Annotated in this window: 20 protein-coding genes; 15 read left to right on the forward strand and 5 right to left on the reverse strand. The window is 64.0% G+C overall.

Annotated features, from left to right (window positions below; genetic code table 11):
* Positions 1–312, forward strand: a complete 312-nt coding sequence (locus AABA84_RS14060; protein ID WP_338312324.1) for an MliC family protein — start codon at positions 1–3, stop codon at positions 310–312.
* Positions 313–425: 113 nt separating this feature from the next.
* Here AABA84_RS14060 and AABA84_RS14065 read toward each other — a convergent pair whose 3' ends face one another.
* A complete protein-coding gene (locus AABA84_RS14065; RefSeq protein ID WP_018317483.1) occupies positions 426–629 on the reverse strand; it encodes a DUF2735 domain-containing protein in 204 nt (67 codons plus the stop codon).
* Between the two features lie 540 nt (positions 630–1,169).
* On the opposite strand from AABA84_RS14065, the gene AABA84_RS14070 reads away from it, so the two are divergent.
* The 6 genes from AABA84_RS14070 to AABA84_RS14095 all read left to right on the forward strand — a co-directional run bounded on the left by AABA84_RS14070 (position 1,170) and on the right by AABA84_RS14095 (position 5,843).
* Positions 1,170–2,204 (forward strand): glutamine synthetase beta-grasp domain-containing protein, encoded by a 1,035-nt coding sequence (locus AABA84_RS14070; protein ID WP_095424277.1) that lies wholly within the window; start codon positions 1,170–1,172, stop codon positions 2,202–2,204.
* A gap of 198 nt (positions 2,205–2,402) precedes the next feature.
* Entirely contained in the window at positions 2,403–3,104 is a 702-nt protein-coding gene (locus AABA84_RS14075) for a GrlR family regulatory protein (protein WP_338312325.1), read from the forward strand.
* Positions 3,105–3,122: 18 nt separating this feature from the next.
* Positions 3,123–3,806 carry a substrate-binding domain-containing protein gene (locus AABA84_RS14080; RefSeq protein WP_338312326.1) on the forward strand — a complete coding sequence of 228 codons (684 nt, stop codon included), beginning with the start codon at positions 3,123–3,125 and terminating at the stop codon, positions 3,804–3,806.
* A 32-nt stretch (positions 3,807–3,838) separates the two neighbouring features.
* A complete protein-coding gene (locus tag AABA84_RS14085; RefSeq protein WP_338306838.1) occupies positions 3,839–4,660 on the forward strand; it encodes a tetratricopeptide repeat protein in 822 nt (273 codons plus the stop codon).
* A 71-nt stretch (positions 4,661–4,731) separates the two neighbouring features.
* Positions 4,732–4,881: a hypothetical protein gene (locus AABA84_RS14090; protein WP_007609497.1), complete on the forward strand. Its 150-nt coding sequence runs from the start codon at positions 4,732–4,734 to the stop codon at positions 4,879–4,881.
* A gap of 257 nt (positions 4,882–5,138) precedes the next feature.
* The gene (locus AABA84_RS14095) at positions 5,139–5,843 is read left to right on the forward strand and encodes a GrlR family regulatory protein (RefSeq protein WP_338312327.1); all 705 of its coding nucleotides are present in this window, start codon (positions 5,139–5,141) and stop codon (positions 5,841–5,843) included.
* Between the two features lie 159 nt (positions 5,844–6,002).
* Here the strand turns inward: AABA84_RS14095 and AABA84_RS14100 are convergent, their stop codons facing one another.
* Positions 6,003–6,419 carry an SRPBCC family protein gene (locus AABA84_RS14100; protein ID WP_338312328.1) on the reverse strand — a complete coding sequence of 139 codons (417 nt, stop codon included), beginning with the start codon at positions 6,417–6,419 and terminating at the stop codon, positions 6,003–6,005.
* A gap of 231 nt (positions 6,420–6,650) precedes the next feature.
* Here AABA84_RS14100 and AABA84_RS14105 point away from each other — a divergent pair, with 231 nt between their 5' ends.
* Together AABA84_RS14105 and AABA84_RS14110 are read left to right on the forward strand one after the other, a co-directional pair.
* Complete coding sequence (locus AABA84_RS14105; protein WP_212244576.1) at positions 6,651–6,917, forward strand: hypothetical protein; 267 nt, start codon at positions 6,651–6,653, stop codon at positions 6,915–6,917.
* A 236-nt stretch (positions 6,918–7,153) separates the two neighbouring features.
* Positions 7,154–8,776 carry an ABC-F family ATP-binding cassette domain-containing protein gene (locus AABA84_RS14110; RefSeq protein ID WP_212244574.1) on the forward strand — a complete coding sequence of 541 codons (1,623 nt, stop codon included), beginning with the start codon at positions 7,154–7,156 and terminating at the stop codon, positions 8,774–8,776.
* A 167-nt stretch (positions 8,777–8,943) separates the two neighbouring features.
* Here AABA84_RS14110 and AABA84_RS14115 read toward each other — a convergent pair whose 3' ends face one another.
* Complete coding sequence (locus AABA84_RS14115; protein ID WP_212244572.1) at positions 8,944–9,477, reverse strand: REP-associated tyrosine transposase; 534 nt, start codon at positions 9,475–9,477, stop codon at positions 8,944–8,946.
* 132 nt (positions 9,478–9,609) lie between these two features.
* On the opposite strand from AABA84_RS14115, the gene AABA84_RS14120 reads away from it, so the two are divergent.
* Positions 9,610–10,485: an MBL fold metallo-hydrolase gene (locus tag AABA84_RS14120; RefSeq protein ID WP_338312329.1), complete on the forward strand. Its 876-nt coding sequence runs from the start codon at positions 9,610–9,612 to the stop codon at positions 10,483–10,485.
* Positions 10,486–10,666: 181 nt separating this feature from the next.
* On the opposite strand, the gene AABA84_RS14125 is transcribed toward AABA84_RS14120, so the two are convergent.
* Positions 10,667–10,915, reverse strand: coding sequence for a hypothetical protein (locus AABA84_RS14125; RefSeq protein ID WP_212244568.1), 249 nt, complete (start codon positions 10,913–10,915; stop codon positions 10,667–10,669).
* Positions 10,916–11,119: 204 nt separating this feature from the next.
* On the opposite strand from AABA84_RS14125, the gene AABA84_RS14130 reads away from it, so the two are divergent.
* Entirely contained in the window at positions 11,120–11,584 is a 465-nt protein-coding gene (locus AABA84_RS14130) for a cupin domain-containing protein (RefSeq protein ID WP_338312330.1), read from the forward strand.
* A 108-nt stretch (positions 11,585–11,692) separates the two neighbouring features.
* On the opposite strand, the gene AABA84_RS14135 is transcribed toward AABA84_RS14130, so the two are convergent.
* Entirely contained in the window at positions 11,693–12,655 is a 963-nt protein-coding gene (locus AABA84_RS14135; RefSeq protein ID WP_338312331.1) for an alpha/beta hydrolase, read from the reverse strand.
* Between the two features lie 108 nt (positions 12,656–12,763).
* Between AABA84_RS14135 and AABA84_RS14140 the strand changes: the two genes are divergently transcribed.
* From AABA84_RS14140 to AABA84_RS14155, 4 genes are all read left to right on the forward strand, one after another.
* Positions 12,764–13,441: a nitroreductase gene (locus tag AABA84_RS14140; RefSeq protein WP_212244563.1), complete on the forward strand. Its 678-nt coding sequence runs from the start codon at positions 12,764–12,766 to the stop codon at positions 13,439–13,441.
* A 201-nt stretch (positions 13,442–13,642) separates the two neighbouring features.
* Positions 13,643–15,658: an FIST N-terminal domain-containing protein gene (locus AABA84_RS14145; protein ID WP_212244561.1), complete on the forward strand. Its 2,016-nt coding sequence runs from the start codon at positions 13,643–13,645 to the stop codon at positions 15,656–15,658.
* 123 nt (positions 15,659–15,781) lie between these two features.
* Entirely contained in the window at positions 15,782–15,985 is a 204-nt protein-coding gene (locus AABA84_RS14150; protein WP_018322924.1) for a hypothetical protein, read from the forward strand.
* A 90-nt stretch (positions 15,986–16,075) separates the two neighbouring features.
* A complete protein-coding gene (locus AABA84_RS14155) occupies positions 16,076–16,666 on the forward strand; it encodes an NADPH-dependent FMN reductase (RefSeq protein WP_212244559.1) in 591 nt (196 codons plus the stop codon).
* Positions 16,667–16,669: the final 3 nt, after the last annotated feature.

The raw sequence follows: 16,669 nt of genomic DNA on the forward strand, positions 1-16,669 counted from the left end.
ATGGGCCGGCACAAGGCCATTCTTTTGACGACCGCCATGCTGGCGGCTGGAATGACCAGTGCACGGCAGACTGAAGCGCAGACGTTCCAGAGCTATCGCTGCGCCGATGGTACGCAGTTCATTGCTGGGTTCTATGACGACGACAAGCGCGCCTTTCTCCAGATCGACGGCGAGCCGGTCACGCTGGCGAGGCGGCTGACGGTCGCCGGGAAACGCTATTCCGGGGCGGGTATCACGCTGACCATCGGCAAGACCGGGGGCACCACGGTCAAGCATCTGAAGCGGCCGGTGACGGCCTGCGCGGCGATCTGAACGGCATGGTTCACGCGAGAATCAAAAAGGGCCGAAACATCGCTGTTTCGACCCTCTTCGAACTGCCGCCAGGCGCCTGCGAGAGCGCGGCGGTTTCAAACCAGACTTAGGCATCAGCGATCCCATTTCGGCTTGGCATCGTCGACCGCCTCCTGGTGGTACCAGCTGTCGCTGCAGATCGAGACATTCGCAGGAAGCGAAGCATGATCGGCAGGAAGGCGGGTTTCGCCATAGCGGCGTCCCGCGAGAGCCGCGCGGCCCCCGACAGGGAATTGGTAGATCGTTGCCGATCCGTGACTCAGACCATTGTTCATCATTACGATTTCTCCTTGGTCGAAGCGCCTTGGCCTCCATGGTGCGCCCGACTCGTTCGATTGTGGTTACTGGAATCCCCATATCGGCCGCGCATCCCGAAATGCAAAGTGCTGAAAACGAAATCAGTTGCCGCTCAATTTGTAGGCAGGTGGCCTGCTGCATCCCCTAAGGCACGGTGCCGGTGACCAACGACTGGGCCATTCCAAAGGTTGCTAGGCAGGGGTGCGAAGCTTTACGAAAATTGCCGGACGTTGATGCGCGATTCATCGGCAACCTCCGACACTGGCCGGCCTGCTTCAGAATCGGGCGTTTTTCGCGGGATTTTTGCGGTGCAGCTACACGCAAAGGTGCGCGGCTATGACGCATGACGAGGTCGACATCACCTCGACACCGGGCAGGGGACAGCCGCGGTGGAGAACCTCCCGCGCTGCGGCCTTTTGGCACGTTAAATGCTTGTAAAGGGCCGGCCGATGATGGCCGGGTACAAAACGTTCGGGGGCCGCCAGGCCCCCAACCTTTCGCATCATCTACAGAGAGGCTCAATGACCAAGTATAAGCTCGAGTACATCTGGCTCGACGGATATACGCCGACTCCGAACCTGCGCGGCAAAACTCAGATCAAGGAATTCGCGTCGTTCCCGACGCTCGAGCAGCTTCCGCTCTGGGGCTTCGATGGCTCCTCCACCCAGCAGGCCGAAGGCCACAGCTCCGATTGCGTGCTGAAGCCGGTCGCCGTCTTCCCGGACGCCGCGCGCACCAACGGCGTGCTCGTGATGTGCGAAGTCATGATGCCCGATGGCAAGACCCCGCACGCCTCCAACAAGCGCGCCACCATTCTCGACGACGCCGGCGCCTGGTTCGGCTTCGAGCAGGAGTACTTCTTCTACAAGGACGGCCGTCCGCTCGGCTTCCCGACCGCTGGTTATCCGGCGCCGCAGGGTCCGTACTACACCGGCGTCGGCTACTCGAACGTCGGCGACGTCGCCCGCAAGATCGTCGAAGAGCATCTCGACCTCTGCCTGGCTGCCGGCATCAACCATGAAGGCATCAATGCGGAAGTCGCCAAGGGCCAGTGGGAATTCCAGATCTTCGGCAAGGGCTCCAAGACCGCCGCTGACCAGATGTGGATGGCCCGCTATCTGATGCTGCGCCTCACCGAGAAGTACGGCATCGACATCGAATTCCACTGCAAGCCGCTCGGCGACACCGACTGGAACGGCTCCGGCATGCACGCCAACTTCTCGACCGAGTATATGCGCACGGTCGGCGGCAAGGAGTATTTCGAGGCGCTGATGGCCGCCTTCGACAAGAACCTGATGGACCACATCGCCGTCTACGGCCCGGACAACGACAAGCGTCTGACCGGCAAGCACGAGACCGCGCCGTGGAACAAGTTCAGCTACGGCGTTGCCGACCGCGGCGCTTCGATCCGCGTGCCGCACTCCTTCGTCAACAACGGCTACAAGGGCTATCTGGAAGACCGCCGTCCGAACTCGCAAGGCGACCCATACCAGATCGCTTCGCAGATCCTGAAGACGATCGCCTCCGTGCCGGCCGACAAGAAGGCCGCAGCCTAAGATCCTCCCGGCCCGGGCTGGGGGGCTGGCCCGGGTTGGCTCTCAATCCGCCGGAGCTGCAAGGCTCCGGCGGATTTTTAGCATCTTGATGACAGCCATTCCCGTGACGCAGCAGGGCTACGTCGCGCTAAACCTGTCCATCTCCGCCCAAAGCGGGATAGAGTGCCCGCAGGATGCGCGCAGGGCCGGGGACGGCTGGTGTTTGAAGGCTTCTACAAGGTGAAATTTCAGCTCGGCGACGCCGTCGGCCGGAGCGTGATGCATGCCGGCAACGGCAAGATGCTCGGCGGCAATTCGGCCTTCGCCCATATCGGCTCCTACGAGAAGACCGACAGCGGCGTCGACGTCGTGATCAGCACCGTCCGCCACAACCCCGATCCGAACTACCGCGCCATGGCGGGCACCGATGATGCGACCTTGCTCGCCAAGGGCTGGGCGGATGGCGACCTCTATCGCTTCAAGGGCGAGCTGAAGGAGCTGCCCGGCATTCCCTTCCAGTCGGTGATGACGCCGATCACGGAAGACGAGGTGCCGATCGCCGGTGGCGTCGGCGAAGCCGGCATCGCGGACGGCCTCTACTCAATCCATCTGCGCATGCTCGACGGTCTCGACGGCGGCCTCACCGGCGTGATGCTGCTCAACAGGGGCCGCATCCTCGGCGGCGATGCGTCGTTCTACTATCTCGGCAGCTACACCGCCGCGAACGGCCGCTGGAAGGGCCAGATCCTCAACCAGGAGCACACGCCGGCCAAGGACGACCCGATCTTCGGCGGCCACGAGGTCGGCATCGGCTTCTCCGGCAGCTACGATGCCGAGCAGGCGGTGCTGGAGGCGACCGCGCTTGCCGGCAAGCGCAGCCTGCGCCTGACCGCCGCGCTCAAGCTGATGCATCGCGCCTGATCGCGACGGGAATTGCATATGGACAGAATTCGCATGCTCTCCACGCTCGGCCTGATGGGCGCGATGCGCAGCCTGTCGTCCACGTACGAAGCCGCAACCGGTGTCGGCATCGACGCCGAGTTCGCGCCGACCCTCGCTTTGCTGAAGCGCTTACGCGACGGCGAGGCCGCCGATCTCGTGATCCTCACGCGCGAGGGGCTGGACGAGATGATCGCGGAGGGGCGCGTGCTCTCAGAGAGCGCCGCCGATCTGGCGCGCTCCTATGTCGGCATGGCCGTGCGAGCCGGGCAGGCGCATCCCGCTATCGGAAACGAAGCCGCACTGCGCAGGACGCTGCTCGCAGCGCGGTCCATCGCGTATTCGCGGCTGGGCGCGAGTGGCGTCTACTTCGCGCAGCTGATCGTGCGGATGGGGATCGCGGCCGAGATCAACGCCAAGGCCACGATCGTCGAGCAGGGCTTTACGGCCGAGCGGCTCGTCAGCGGCGAGGCCGACCTCGCCGTGCAGCAGATCAGCGAGCTGAAGCAGGTTGGCGGCATCGAGGTCGTCGGACCGATCCCGCACGAGCTGCAGACACCGGCGGTGTTCTCCGCCGGCCGCATGGCAGGGGCGAAGCATGCCGCCGCCGCGGACCGGCTGCTGCGTTATCTGGCATCGCCCGAGGTCATCCCTGTCCTGCGCCAATCGGGACTCGAGCCTTGAATTTGCCGGGGCAGGGACGCAACGTGACGACCATGCGGATTTCTCTCCTTGCCATCCTGCTCGCGCTCGCGGCGCCCGTGGCCGCGCATGCGCAATCGGCCGATCTCGTTCTGTGCGACCGGGTGGCGGCCGATCCCAGCGATCCCGACAAGCCGGCCGACGTGAGGGGCGTCGCCGAGATCGCGACCTCCGACGTCGCGACGGCGATCAGGTTCTGCAAGCAGGCCGCGCCGTCCTCGCGCCGTGCGATGTTCGCGCTTGGCCGCGCCTACGCGGCCAATCGGCAGACGGCGGAGGCGATCGCCGCCTGGCGCAAGGCCGCCGACAAGGGATCGAGCGCGGCGATGGTCGAGCTCGGTGTTGCCTATGGCACCGGCTCCGGCATCGCCAAGGACGAGGCGCAGGCGCGAAGACTGTTCGAGAAGGCGGCGCAATCAGGCAACCCCCGCGGCGTCAGCAACCTCGCTGCGCTCGGCGGCGCAGGTGGCGCTGCGCCGGCCGATCCCGCGCAGGCGCGCGCGCTGCTCGGCAAGGCTGCCGAGACCAATGCGGAGGCGCAGTACCAGCTCGGCCTGATGCTTTCCGAAGGCACGGGCGGTGCGAAGGACGACGTCGCGGCGCGTGCGCTGTTCGAGAAAGCGGCGGCGCAAAATCATCCCGGCGCGCTGGAGCGGATGGGGGCCTTCGCACAGGAAGGCCGCGGCGGCGCAAAGGACAAGGACGCCGCGAAGACCTATTACGAGCGGGCGGCCGCACTCGGCGACGAGGACGCCAAGAAGGCGCTGGAGCGGCTGCGCTGTCCCTATGCGATCAAGGACAAGCAGGGCAAGCTCGTCACCACGCTGTGCTTCTGAACAGAGCTGGGACATGACGGAACCTGGCTCGCGCATGCGCCGTTGATGCCCAGTCACAACGGAGCGCGATCATGATCCGTAAACTGGCGTCGGGCGAATACCGCCTCTATTCACGCAAGGTAAATCCCAAGACTGGCAAGCGTCGCAACCTTGGCACCTTCAAGAGCCGTGCGGCGGCCGAGAAGCACGAGCGCGAGGTGCAGTATTTCAAGCGTCACTGAAGCGGGATGCCGTCCGCCGGAGCAAAAATGTCGAAAACAACCCCATGCACAGTAGGCGGGCACTGAAATTACTGCGAAATCCCGGCCTGCTGATTTTGCGAAATTCGATTTGACCCGTCGGGCAGAACAGGGGTATGGTGACATCATGGCAACCGAGGGTTTCGGGCAGGGCCCTGCGCGAAAAAGCCGGATGGAATCGGTGCAGCAGCGGTGCTAGGTAGCCAACGATTCTTTTCCGATTTTGCGGGTTCATTGCGTTGTTGGACGGGCTCTACAAGGTTGAATACGGCGTCAACGATGCGTTCGGGCGCAGCATCATGTGCCTGCATGACGGCAAGATGCTGGGCGGCAATTCGGCCTTCGCGCATCTTGGCAGCTATGTAGAGCGCGACGGCGAGATCATCGCCGAGGTCATCACCGAGCGGCATAACGAGGATCCCCATTACAAGCCGCTGATGGGCGCCGACGTCGCCAGAATTGGCGCACGCGGGCGGTTGACCGGCAATCAGATTCGTCTTCAGGGCGGCGCGGATACCATGCCGGGCGCCGGTTTCTGGGCCAATCTGACTAGGCTCGACGATGGAGCGCTGCCACCACGCGGCACGATCGGGCAGGGCGGCATTGCCAACGGGCTTTACGGGATGGCTATGCGCGCGCTCGACGGTGTCGATGCAGGGCTCTCCGGCGTGATGCTGCTGATCGACGGCCGTATCCTCGGCGGCGATGCGTTCTTCTACTATCTCGGCTCCTACTCCTCGGCGGACGGCCGCTGGAAGGGCGAGATGCTGAACCAGGAGCACACGCCGGCCAAAGGCGAGAACCCCGTGTTCGGCGGCTATGAGGTCGGGATCGGTTTTTCCGGGACCTGCACGGCCGACAGCGGCGAGCTGGAGGGCATCGCGCTGGCGGGCAAGCGCAGCCTGCGGCTGGCGGCTTCGCTCAGGTTGATGCGAAGGGCTTAGGACGTGTGCTCGCGAGGGCAGATGTCCGTTGCTGAGCTGAAGCAGCCCCACGCGTCGGCCCGGCGATGTCAACAAGTAAGTGACCCAAAGTGAGACATTGGCGCTCTACTGCGTAACGGTTTACCCGTCGGGACCGCCATCTCCTGCCCACACATGACGTCACGACTTGTTCTGTTTTGCCTCCACATATCGCGCGAAGCTGTCGAGGATCGCCTGCCAACCGCCTTGCTGCTGCTCGACCGAGTGGGTCGGTTCGCTGTCGAAGACGACGCGGACGACAACGCCCTTTGGGCCAGGCACGAATTCGACTTCCGCCTTTCGATCGCCGAACGCGTATTCGATCCGCTTGTGTTCAACGATCTTCGTATAGGTGCCGGCGAAGTCGAAGCCCATGCTGCCGTCCTTGGCCTCCATGCGCGACGAGAACGCGCCGCCGTCACGCAGGTCGACCGTAGCCCTGGTCGTATGCCAGTCGTCGGACGCGGCGTTCCACTTCACGAGGTCGGCAGGCGTCGTATAGGCACGCCACACCTGATCGACAGGGGCTGCTACGTTGGTCTCGACGGTAATTCTCATGGGCATTGCTCCAGGTTCATTTTGACGGCTCGAGGTGACGGCATCACTTCACGTGCGCGGGTCCATACGCGGCCCTTCCGAGAAGCGTCCACCGGAGGACGATCGAGGCCAGCCCATGCCGACATGGTCGCGCCGTTAATGCGTGAAAAAACTGCCTGAAGCGATATCGACGCGTTGAGGAACGGCCTCTGGCGCAGCTTGTTGTTCCGGGAGCAGCCAGGAGGCGTGACCATGGAACGCATCAGCAAGGGCCAGATCCTCCTGCTTGCCGTCTTGGCGATGATCCTGATCTTGACTGGCGTCTGGGCCGTGTCGGTATGGAATGCCAGCAGCGGGGTCGAGATCGGCAGGCACGGCTGGATCGCGCTAGGCCTTGGCACATTTTTCTCGTTGCTGATCGGATGCGGACTGATGGTGCTGATGTTCTTCAGCAGCCGCAGCGGCCACGATGACAGGGCCGATCCCTTCCGGAGCAAGCAAGACAAATCGGCCGAGTGACGTTCGAGGTCGCATCTGCCCTCAGCCAATTCGTTGCGGCGAACCGATCATGTCGCCTCCAAACTCAAGCGAGATGGCAATGACGCGGACGGTCGGGGTTAGTTTGCCCCAAGCTGCGGGGTGAAACGACCGAATTGGCGCCCGCGCGGGCAGGAATCCGTACCCCGCCGGGCTTCCCCTCGCGCCCCGCATGCCCTAATGACGCTGCAACGCAAAATCCCCCCAAAAAAAGCCCCATGATCCGCCTCGACAACGTCAGCAAGCAAGCCGGCCACCAGATCCTGTTCATTGAAGCCTCCGCCGCCCTCAACAAGGGCGAAAAGATCGGCCTGGTCGGGCCGAACGGCGCCGGCAAGACCACGCTCTTCCGGATGATCGCCGGCGAGGAACTGCCCGACGAGGGGCAGGTTTCGACCGATCGCGGCATCACCATCGGCTATTTCAACCAGGACGTCGGCGAGATGTCTGGCCGCAGCGCCGTGGCCGAGGTGATGGACGGCGCGGGTCCCGTCAGCGAGGTCGCGGCCGAGCTGCGCGAGCTCGAGGCCGCCATGGCCGACCCTGACAAGGCCGACCAGATGGACGAGATCATCACCCGCTATGGCGAGGTGCAGCACCGTTTCGAGGAGCTCGACGGCTACGCGCTCGACGGCCGCGCGCGCGAAGCGCTGTCCGGTCTCGGCTTCAGCCAGGAGATGATGGAGGGCGACGTCGGAAAACTCTCCGGCGGCTGGAAGATGCGCGTGGCGCTGGCACGTATTCTCTTGATGCGGCCCGACGTCATGCTGCTCGACGAGCCGAGCAACCATCTCGACCTCGAAAGCCTGATCTGGCTGGAAAAATTCCTGCACGACTACGAAGGCACGCTGCTGATGACCTCGCATGACCGCGAGTTCATCAATCGCGTGATCTCCAAGGTGATCGAGATCGATAGCGGCTCGCTCACCACCTATACCGGCGATTACGAATTCTACGAGCAGCAGCGGGCGCAGAACGAGAAGCAGCAGCAGGCGCAGTTCGAGCGCCAGCAGGCCATGCTCGCCAAGGAGATCAAGTTCATCGAGCGTTTCAAGGCGCGCGCCTCTCATGCCGCCCAGGTGCAGAGCCGGGTGAAGAAGCTCGACAAGATCGAGCGGGTCGAGCCGCCGCGCCGCCGCCAGAGCGTGGCGTTCGATTTTCCGCCGGCGCCGCGCTCGGGCGAGGACGTCGTGGCGCTCAAGAACGTGCACAAGGGCTACGGTGCCAAGCGGATCTATGACGGGCTCGATTTCATGATCCGGCGCAGGGAGCGCTGGTGCGTGATGGGCGTCAACGGTGCCGGCAAGTCGACGCTGCTCAAGCTGGTTGCGGGCGCGAGCGAGCCGGACCAGGGCACGGTGGCGGTCGGCGGCAGCGTCAAGATGGGCTATTTCGCCCAGCACGCCATGGACCTGCTCGACGGCGAGCAGACGGTGTTTCAGTCGCTCGAATACGCGTTTCCGACCGCGGGGCAGGGAAGCTTGCGCGCGCTCGCCGGCTGCTTCGGCTTCTCCGGCGACGACGTCGAGAAGCGCTGCCGCGTGCTGTCAGGCGGCGAGAAGGCGCGGCTGGTGATGGCCAAGATGCTGTTCGACCCGCCGAACTTCCTCGTGCTGGACGAGCCGACCAACCATCTCGACCTCGCCACCAAGGAAATGCTGATCACGGCGCTGGCGGATTTCGAGGGCACCATGCTGTTCGTCTCGCATGACCGGCATTTTCTGGCGACGCTGTCGAACCGGGTGCTGGAGCTGACGCCGGAAGGCATCCATCAGTTCGGCGGCGGCTACACCGAATATGTCGCGCGCACTGGTCAGGAGGCGCCGGGGTTGCGGTCGTAGTTTGGGTTGGTAGCCCGGATGGAGCGGAGCGTAATCCGGGTTTTGCTCCGCACGGGGCAGTCGCGCGATGCGATCGGTCCGTCCCGGATTGCGCTCCGCTCCATCCGGGCTACAAGGCTCGTCAGCGGAATTCGTAGCCGGGATGGAGCGCAATCGTAATTCGGGATTCAATCTCCGCGTTCTCCGAAGTTGCCGTTGATCTCGCCGACGCCGCCCCAATCGGCGGGTAGCAGACCGGCGCGGACGTAGCGATGGAGCGACGAATGCGGCCAGTCAATCGGCGATGCGACAAGGCCGTGCTTGACGGGATTGAAATGGATATAATTGGCGCAGCGTTCGAAATCCGCGTCGTCGCGGATGGTGTGCTCCCAAAATCGTCTTTGCCACAATGCGAATTCGCCGCGACGGTTGCGGGTGATGGCGGCACCTGAAACAGCCAGCTGATGCGTGAACGAGCTCTTGATCCGCCGCCATCGACCGGAAAAATCAGCGTCATTATCCGGTAGCGTCATGATGACGTGCAGATGATCGGGGAGGACCACGATCGCATCGATCGTGAATGGCCTTTCGTTGCGAGCTGCCCAAAATGCCGCACGAAGTTTGTCTACGTGATCGGCCAGCGCGGATGATCTCCGATCGTTCAGCGTCGCCGTGAAAAAGAAAGTGCCGCCAGGAATAAGATTGCGACGATAGCGAACCATGCGAGGCCTGTCCCGGATTACGCTTCGCTCCATCCGGGCTACAACCAAATCGCGAGACTGGCAAGAAGCTCGCTTGCTTGCGCGCGATGGCCGCTCTCATTACGCTCCTGCAAAAAAGGGAGTGAAACGGCGATGCAGCAACTCCGGATCGGAGACATCACCATCGACGCCGTGATCGAGCGGGAAGGGCCGTGGCGGCGGCCGCAGGATTTCTTCCCGGGCTATGACGAGGGCGTGTTCGCCCGTCATCTGCCGACGATGGAGCCGGAGGTCTTTGACGCCCCACGCGGCATGATGGTGATCACCTACCAGACTTTTGTGGTGCGCACGCCGCGTTATACGATCCTCGTGGACACCTGCACCGGCGAGGACAAGGGTCATCCGCCGCCGTTCGATTTTCCCGGCAAGGAGCGCTGGCGCAACGAGCTGTTCGCGCTCGGCATCGGTTTTGAGCAGATCGACTACGTGTTCTGCACGCATCTGCATATCGACCATACCGGCTGGAACACGACCTTGCGCGACGGCCGCTGGGTTCCGACGTTCCCGAATGCGAAATACGTCTTTCACAAGGGTGAGTATGCGGCCTGGGAGGCCGAGCACGCCAAGGGCAGCAATCCGCCCGGCACGGTGTTTCGCGACAATTGCCTGCCGATCGTCGAGGCCGGGCAGGCGCTATTGGTCGACGACGACTACGCGCTCGACGACACCGTCACCTTGACGCCGACGCCGGGGCATTCGCCCTGCCATTGCTGCGTGAACATTCTTTCGAAGGGCCAGCGCGCGGTGGTCGCGGGCGACCTCATGCATCACCAGATCCAGTGCCGCGAGCCTGACTGGTCGGCCAAGCCGGATTGGGACCCGAAGCAGTCGGCGCTCTCGCGGCGAAAATTCTTTGCGTCTGTGGCAGACACGGACACGCTGATCCTGCCGATCCACTTTCCGGCGCCGACGGTGGGGTTGATCAAGCCGCTGGACGGGGCGTTTGACTATAAGTTCAAGCGGGACTAAGGGCGGCGAACTAGTACCGAGGCTCGTGTCCCGGACGCAGTGCGGCACGCAGTGACGCGCTGCTGAGCCGGGATCCATCTTTCCGACGATGCGTGGAGGCGTGGGCCCCGGCTCTGCAGCGCATCGCTGAAGAGCGCTGCGCTGCGTCCGGGGCACGAGAGTTTGCGGAGCGGCAGGCGCCTTACGCGCCGACTTCGCACTTCTTCATAAAGCTGTTCTTGGCGGCGCCAGCGAGCGGCTTGCCGTCGGCGCTGACGGCCTTGGGCGTGCAGGCGTCGGCCTTGCACTTCTTCAGGAACGAGGTCTTGGCGGCGCCGGCGAGCGCCTTGCCGTCCTTGCCGACCGCCTTGCTCTCACAGGTGTCGTCCGCGAACGCCGAGCCTGCCGCAAAGGTGGCAACGATCGCAGCCAGGAAGATCCGCTTCATCATGGGTGTCTCCGTAAACCAGAAATGGCAGAGAGATTGGAGCCGGGAATCGTGGCGCAATCAAGCTGATTGAAGGCCTGCCGTCCGGCCCGGCTGGCGATTTTTTCGAGCGGGACGTTGGCCGGGCTCGCTTTCTGTTGCACTGCTCGCTGACCGCGCCGGCCAATGCTGCTAGGCTTGGCCAGCTTAGCCGGACGGAGCATCGTGATGGACGCCGTGATCCCGAAACGCCAGGAAGCCGCCGATCAGCATTCGCATCTGGTTCGGCCTCACGACATGGATTGGCAGACGACGCGCTTTCCCGGCTGCGAGGCCAAGACGCTGCTGTTCGATCGCCGCACCGGCCTGATGACCGCCTTGATGCGATTTGCGCCGGGATCGGTGTTGCCCGATCACGAGCATGTCGGCATCGAGCAGAGCTGGGTGATCGAAGGCGCGCTCGTCGACAAGGAAGGGCCGGCCAGGGGCATCGCCTGCAAGGCCGGCGAATTCATCTGGCGCGAGGCGGGCAGCCGGCATGCCGCCTGGTGTCCGGACGGCGCCCTGATCCTGGCGATCTTCCAGGTGCCGAACAAGTTCTTCGAAGCCGACGGCCGCGTGGTCGACGCCGCCGGTCAGGACTGGGACGAAACCTGGGGGCACACCGCGGCGCAGCGGATGCCGCGCGCCTAAAGCGCGATGCGACCAGGATGAATCGTCATCGCGCTTTAGGTTGTTGTTTAAGCATGATCTTTTCGGAAAACCGCTGCGCACTTTTCCGGATCATGCTTTAGCACCTCCTCACGCGCCCCGCGCGAGCAGGGCCTTGAAGTCCGCGCGGGCGCGCTGCGCTTCGGCGCGCGCGACCTCGGAGGCATCGCCGAGACCAAAATAGCCATGGATCAGGCCGGGGCCCTCATGGTGCTTGACGCGCACGCCGGCAGCCTCCAGCGCCCGCGCATAGGCAGCGCCTTCGTCGCGCAAGGGATCGAACCAGGCGGTGGTCACGATCGCAGGCGCGAGGCCGGCCAGAGAAGCGGCCCGCAGCGGCGAGACGCGCCAGTCAAGGGCGTGGTTGGCATCGGCGAGATAATGGCTGCAAAACCATTCCATGGTGGCACGCGTCAGGAAGTAGCCATCGGCATTCTCGGCGCGTGAGGGATAGCGCGCGTTCTCGCCCGCATCGGCGTAGGCGCCAAGGACGTCGGTCACGGGATAGACCAGCAATTGCCCGGCAAGCTTGATGCCGGCATCGCGGCAGGCAATCGCGGTGGCGGCGGCGAGATTGCCGCCGGCGCTATCGCCGGCAACGCCAAAACGCCCGGCATCGCCGCCAAATTCCGCGACGCGGTTGAAGATGTCAGTTACGGCCGCGAAGGCGTCCTCGAAGGCGCCGGGAAAACGCGTCTCGGGCGGACGGCGATAATCGACCGAGATGACGACGGCGCCGGTCTCGATCGCGAGGTTGCGCGCCTGCCGGTCGTGGGTCTCGATATCGCCGGCAACCCAGCCGCCGCCGTGGAAGAACACCACGGTCGGCGCGGGCGTGGCGCCGACCCGATAGAGGCGGGCAGGAAGCGGGCCGGCGCCGCCTTTCACTTTGATATCCTGCACGGTCTCGACCGGCGGCGGCGGAATGGCGGCGCGGGAGGCAGCCAGTGCGCGCAAGGAATCGCGCGCGCTCTGTGGCGTCATCGCGGCGGGATCGCGCAGCGGCAGCAGCGGAATGATCTGGGCGATGACGGGATCGAGCGGGGCGGGCATTGTTCCTCACAGGGTTCTTAGTCTTGCTTGCGGGTCAGCATAGATTTTGCGCGCCGCATCGGCAACCGGTGGTCAAGGCCGGACGAACGGGCAGGGGAGGTTCACGAGGTGGAATTCGAAACGCTGGTCCAGTCGCGCCGCAGCGTGCGCGGCTTCAGGAACGAGCCGGTGCCGCGCACGGTGATCGAGGCGATCATCGAGAGCGCCAAGCGTGCGCCGTCGTCGATGAACACCCAGCCCTGGCATGTCCATGTGCTCACCGGCAGCCCGCTCGAGGAGGTCCGCCGCCGCAACATGGACGAGATGATCGGCGGGGCCACGGTCAAGCGCGACATCATCAGCCACGGCGAGTACCAGGGCGTGCACCGGACGCGGCAGGTCGATATCGCCAAGAAGCTGTTCGGCGCGATGGGAATTGCGCGCGACGACAGGCCGATGCGGCAGGACTGGGTGCTGCGCGGCTTCCGCCAATTCGATGCGCCGGTCTCGCTGGTCCTGACCTACGACCGCGTGCTGGATCCCGGCGCGGTCTGCCATTTCGATCTCGGTGCGCTCTGCTACGGCATCGTGCTCGCAGCGTGGGACCGCGGTCTCGGCTCTGTCATCAACGGGCAAGGCATCATGCGCTCCGACATCGTGCGCGAGGTCGCGAAGATTCCGGAGGACGAGGTGATCATGACCTGCGTCGCGATGGGTTATCCCGACGACGACTTTGCCGCGAACGCGGTGCGCTCGGATCGCGAGGCGAATGACGACTTCGTGCGCTTCGTCGGCTTCGCCGATTGAGGCCGCGCGAGGATTTGATCCAGATCAAACGCGCCGATGCGATCGGTATCATGAGCCCGCACGCGCGTGCGATGCCGTAGTCCTACGGTGCCAATCTGCTGCACAAACGCAGTCGCGCGGCGCGTTTCATAACCGGATGGCAATTTCGAATCCGTAGTTCACTCCTTTGAGACGCTGCTCGCGTCGAACAAGGATATTGCCATGCTCTCGTTCTTTTCCCAGGCAAGTCATAAGAAAGCATCGCCATCGATCGTTCCGGACATTCATGATGAGACGCCGGCGTCCCGCGAGCCTTGCGCGATTCGGGTGCTGGAGAGCGACGACCGCCTGCAGAACATTTCCGAGGGCGACTTCGTCGTCGCGGGCACGCGCGCGCCGCTCGCTCTCGCGTTCATCTCACCGCATTGCGACTTCGCGCGCGTGGTGTCGTCGCTGCAGAGGCTGGCGGGATCGACGCCGGTGATCGCGATGTCGACCGCCGGCGAATTGTGCTCGGCGGGCAACTCCCTTTACAAGGCGACGGGCGCGAGCTGGTCGTCGGTCGTCGTGCAGGTCTTCCCAGCGGATCTGTTTCAATCGATCAGCATTCATAGCGTTCGCCTCCACAACGAGGACATCCGCAAGGGCGAGCCGTCCAAGGCGCATGATGCGCGCATCGAGGCGATCGCCCGGGAGCTCGGAACGATCCGGACGCCCTTCGTGATAGACGTACGCGACACCATCGCCTTCGCGCTCGTGGACGGCGTCTCCGCGTCGGAGAACTATTTCATGGAGGCCGTGTACCGGAGCGGCAAGTTTCCGTGCGCCTTCGTCGGAGGCTCCGCCGGCGGCAAGCTCGACTTCAAGAACACCTATCTCTACGACGGCAGGCAGATCGTCGAAAACCATGCCCTCATCGTCTTCATGAAGCTGGCGCCGGGCCGGGCCTACAGCATCTTCAAGACCCAGAACTTCAAGAGGACCGGAAAATCCTTCGTCGTCATGGGGGCCGATCCGGATCGGCGCACCGCGTCGGGCGTCCTGGAGGGGAGCGAGATCAAGCCCTTCGCTTCTGCGGTGGCGAAGGCCATGAACACGACGCCGGCGAACCTGATGTCGATGATGACGAAGCACTCCTTCGGCATCGAGGTCGGCGGCGACCTGTTCGTGCGCTCGGTCGCCGGCATCGATGCCGACAGCGGCGTCGTCTCCTTCTTCTGCGACGTCAATTCGGGCGACAGGCTCGAATTGCTGGAAGCCACCGATTTCGTCGACCAGACGCGGCGCGACCTCGAATCCTTCCTGCGCGGCAAGCCGCCGGCGATCGGCGCGATCCTGAACGACTGCATCCTGCGCCGCCTCAACAACGAGGGCCAGCTCCGCAACATGAGCGGAATGTGGCCGATGCCGGTCGCGGGATTTTCGACCTTCGGCGAGCTGTTCGGAATCAACATCAACCAGACCCTGACTGCGATCGTGTTCTTCGATGTCAGGGAGAAGCCGCTGAACGATCCCTTCATCGAGCTGTTCCCGATCCACTACGCGCATTTCGTCGAGTATTTCACGCGCACCAATCTCAACCGCATGGTCCTGCTGAACCGGATCAAGGACGGTATCGTCCATCGCCTGACGGAATATCTGAGCGCCAGCGCCACGCTGAGCGGCAAGGTCGAGGGCGCCCTGCAGCAGACGGCGTCGATCAACGCGATCGTGGAGGAGATACGCTCGGTCATCATGGCGAGCGCGCAATCGGCGGCGAAGGCGACCGACACCACGGCATTGTCGCAGGAGTTCGCCGGCCTCACTCAGGCCATGAACGGGCTGCGCGACATCCTCAAGATCATCGACACGATCGCGGGCCAGACCAACCTGCTCGCGCTCAACGCGACGATCGAGTCGGCCCGTGCCGGCGAGGCGGGACGAGGCTTCTCGGTGGTGGCGACCGAAGTGAAGAAGCTCGCGCAGGACACCAGGAGCAGCCTCACGCGCACCCACGCCTCGATCGGAGGCATGGAAACCTCGCTCGAGTCGCTTGGAGCCAATATCAACGACACCCGGGGCCAGCTGATCCAGACCCAGGAAGGCTACAACAGCATCGTGACCCAGATCGAGGACATGTTCAAGAATCTTCAGATGATCAATACGGTGCTGTCGGACCTCGAAAGCTTCGTGCGCGACCGCAACGGGGCATTGACGAGCGCGATGAACGACATCGAGACGTTGAAGCGGATCGGCTAGGACGCAGGATCTACCTCGGCGCAAAATTCGGTGACGACCACTCAGTTGGCTCTTGCAATCTCGTCCCGCTAGCAGGAACAATATGCCTCGTGAGAGGTTTGTTGCTGGCGCGAGGGAATTGACATGCGGCGGCTGGCTAGCTTGGTTCGATGGTTCTTCGGCCCGCGGCTGCGGCGCCCCATCGATGCTGATCCAAGTCTTCCTTTCACGCCCGAAGAGTTCGGCCGGCTGATTCGCAGCGGCCGGCATGAGGACATGAAGCTGCTGGCCGATGGGCTGGCCTGCCGGTCCATCCCGCACCGCGCCAGCCATCGCGCCACGCACTGAACCCGCGTCACGCTCCGACGCGCCACATACCAGGCGCCGCGACGAAGGAAACCGTTCTATGTCCCGGTTTCGTGGTAACATGCGGCCATCATGAGCAATCGCATTCTCGTCCTCTACGGTTCCTACCGTTCCGACCGCATGGGCATCCGCCTTGCGAATTTCGTCATCAATCGGCTGCGCGCGCGCGGCGACGATGTCACCTTCATCGACGCCAAGGCGATCGGCCTGCCGATGCTCGACCGCATGTACAAGGAGTATCCGACGGGATCGGCGCCTGAAGCGCTGGAGATTCTGGCCGGACAGATCCGCGGCGCCGACGGGTTCGTCTTCGTCACCGGCGAATACAATTGGGGCATCCAGCCCGGCCTGAAGAATCTCACCGATCACTTCCTCGAAGAGTGGTTCTGGCGCCCGGCCGCGATCGTGAGCTATTCGGCCGGCCGGCTGTCCGGCGCGCGCGCCGCGACGGCCTGGCACGGCACGCTCTCCGAGATGGGCATGGTGGTGGTGTCGAGCACCATCGGCGTCGGCCCGATCGCGCAGACATTGTCGGCGGACGCCGAGCCGATCGGCGAGGGCGGCAAGGCCCTGGAGCGCTCGTTCCCGCGCTTTGCGGATGATCTCTCGTGGTGGATCGAGGCAGCGAAAGCGCAGCGGGCGCGGAAAGCGCCGCCGTATTGAGCT

Origin of the sequence: Bradyrhizobium sp. TM239 (genome assembly GCF_036247985.1) — a bacterium.
Taxonomy (GTDB): Bacteria; Pseudomonadota; Alphaproteobacteria; order Rhizobiales; family Xanthobacteraceae; genus Bradyrhizobium; species Bradyrhizobium ottawaense.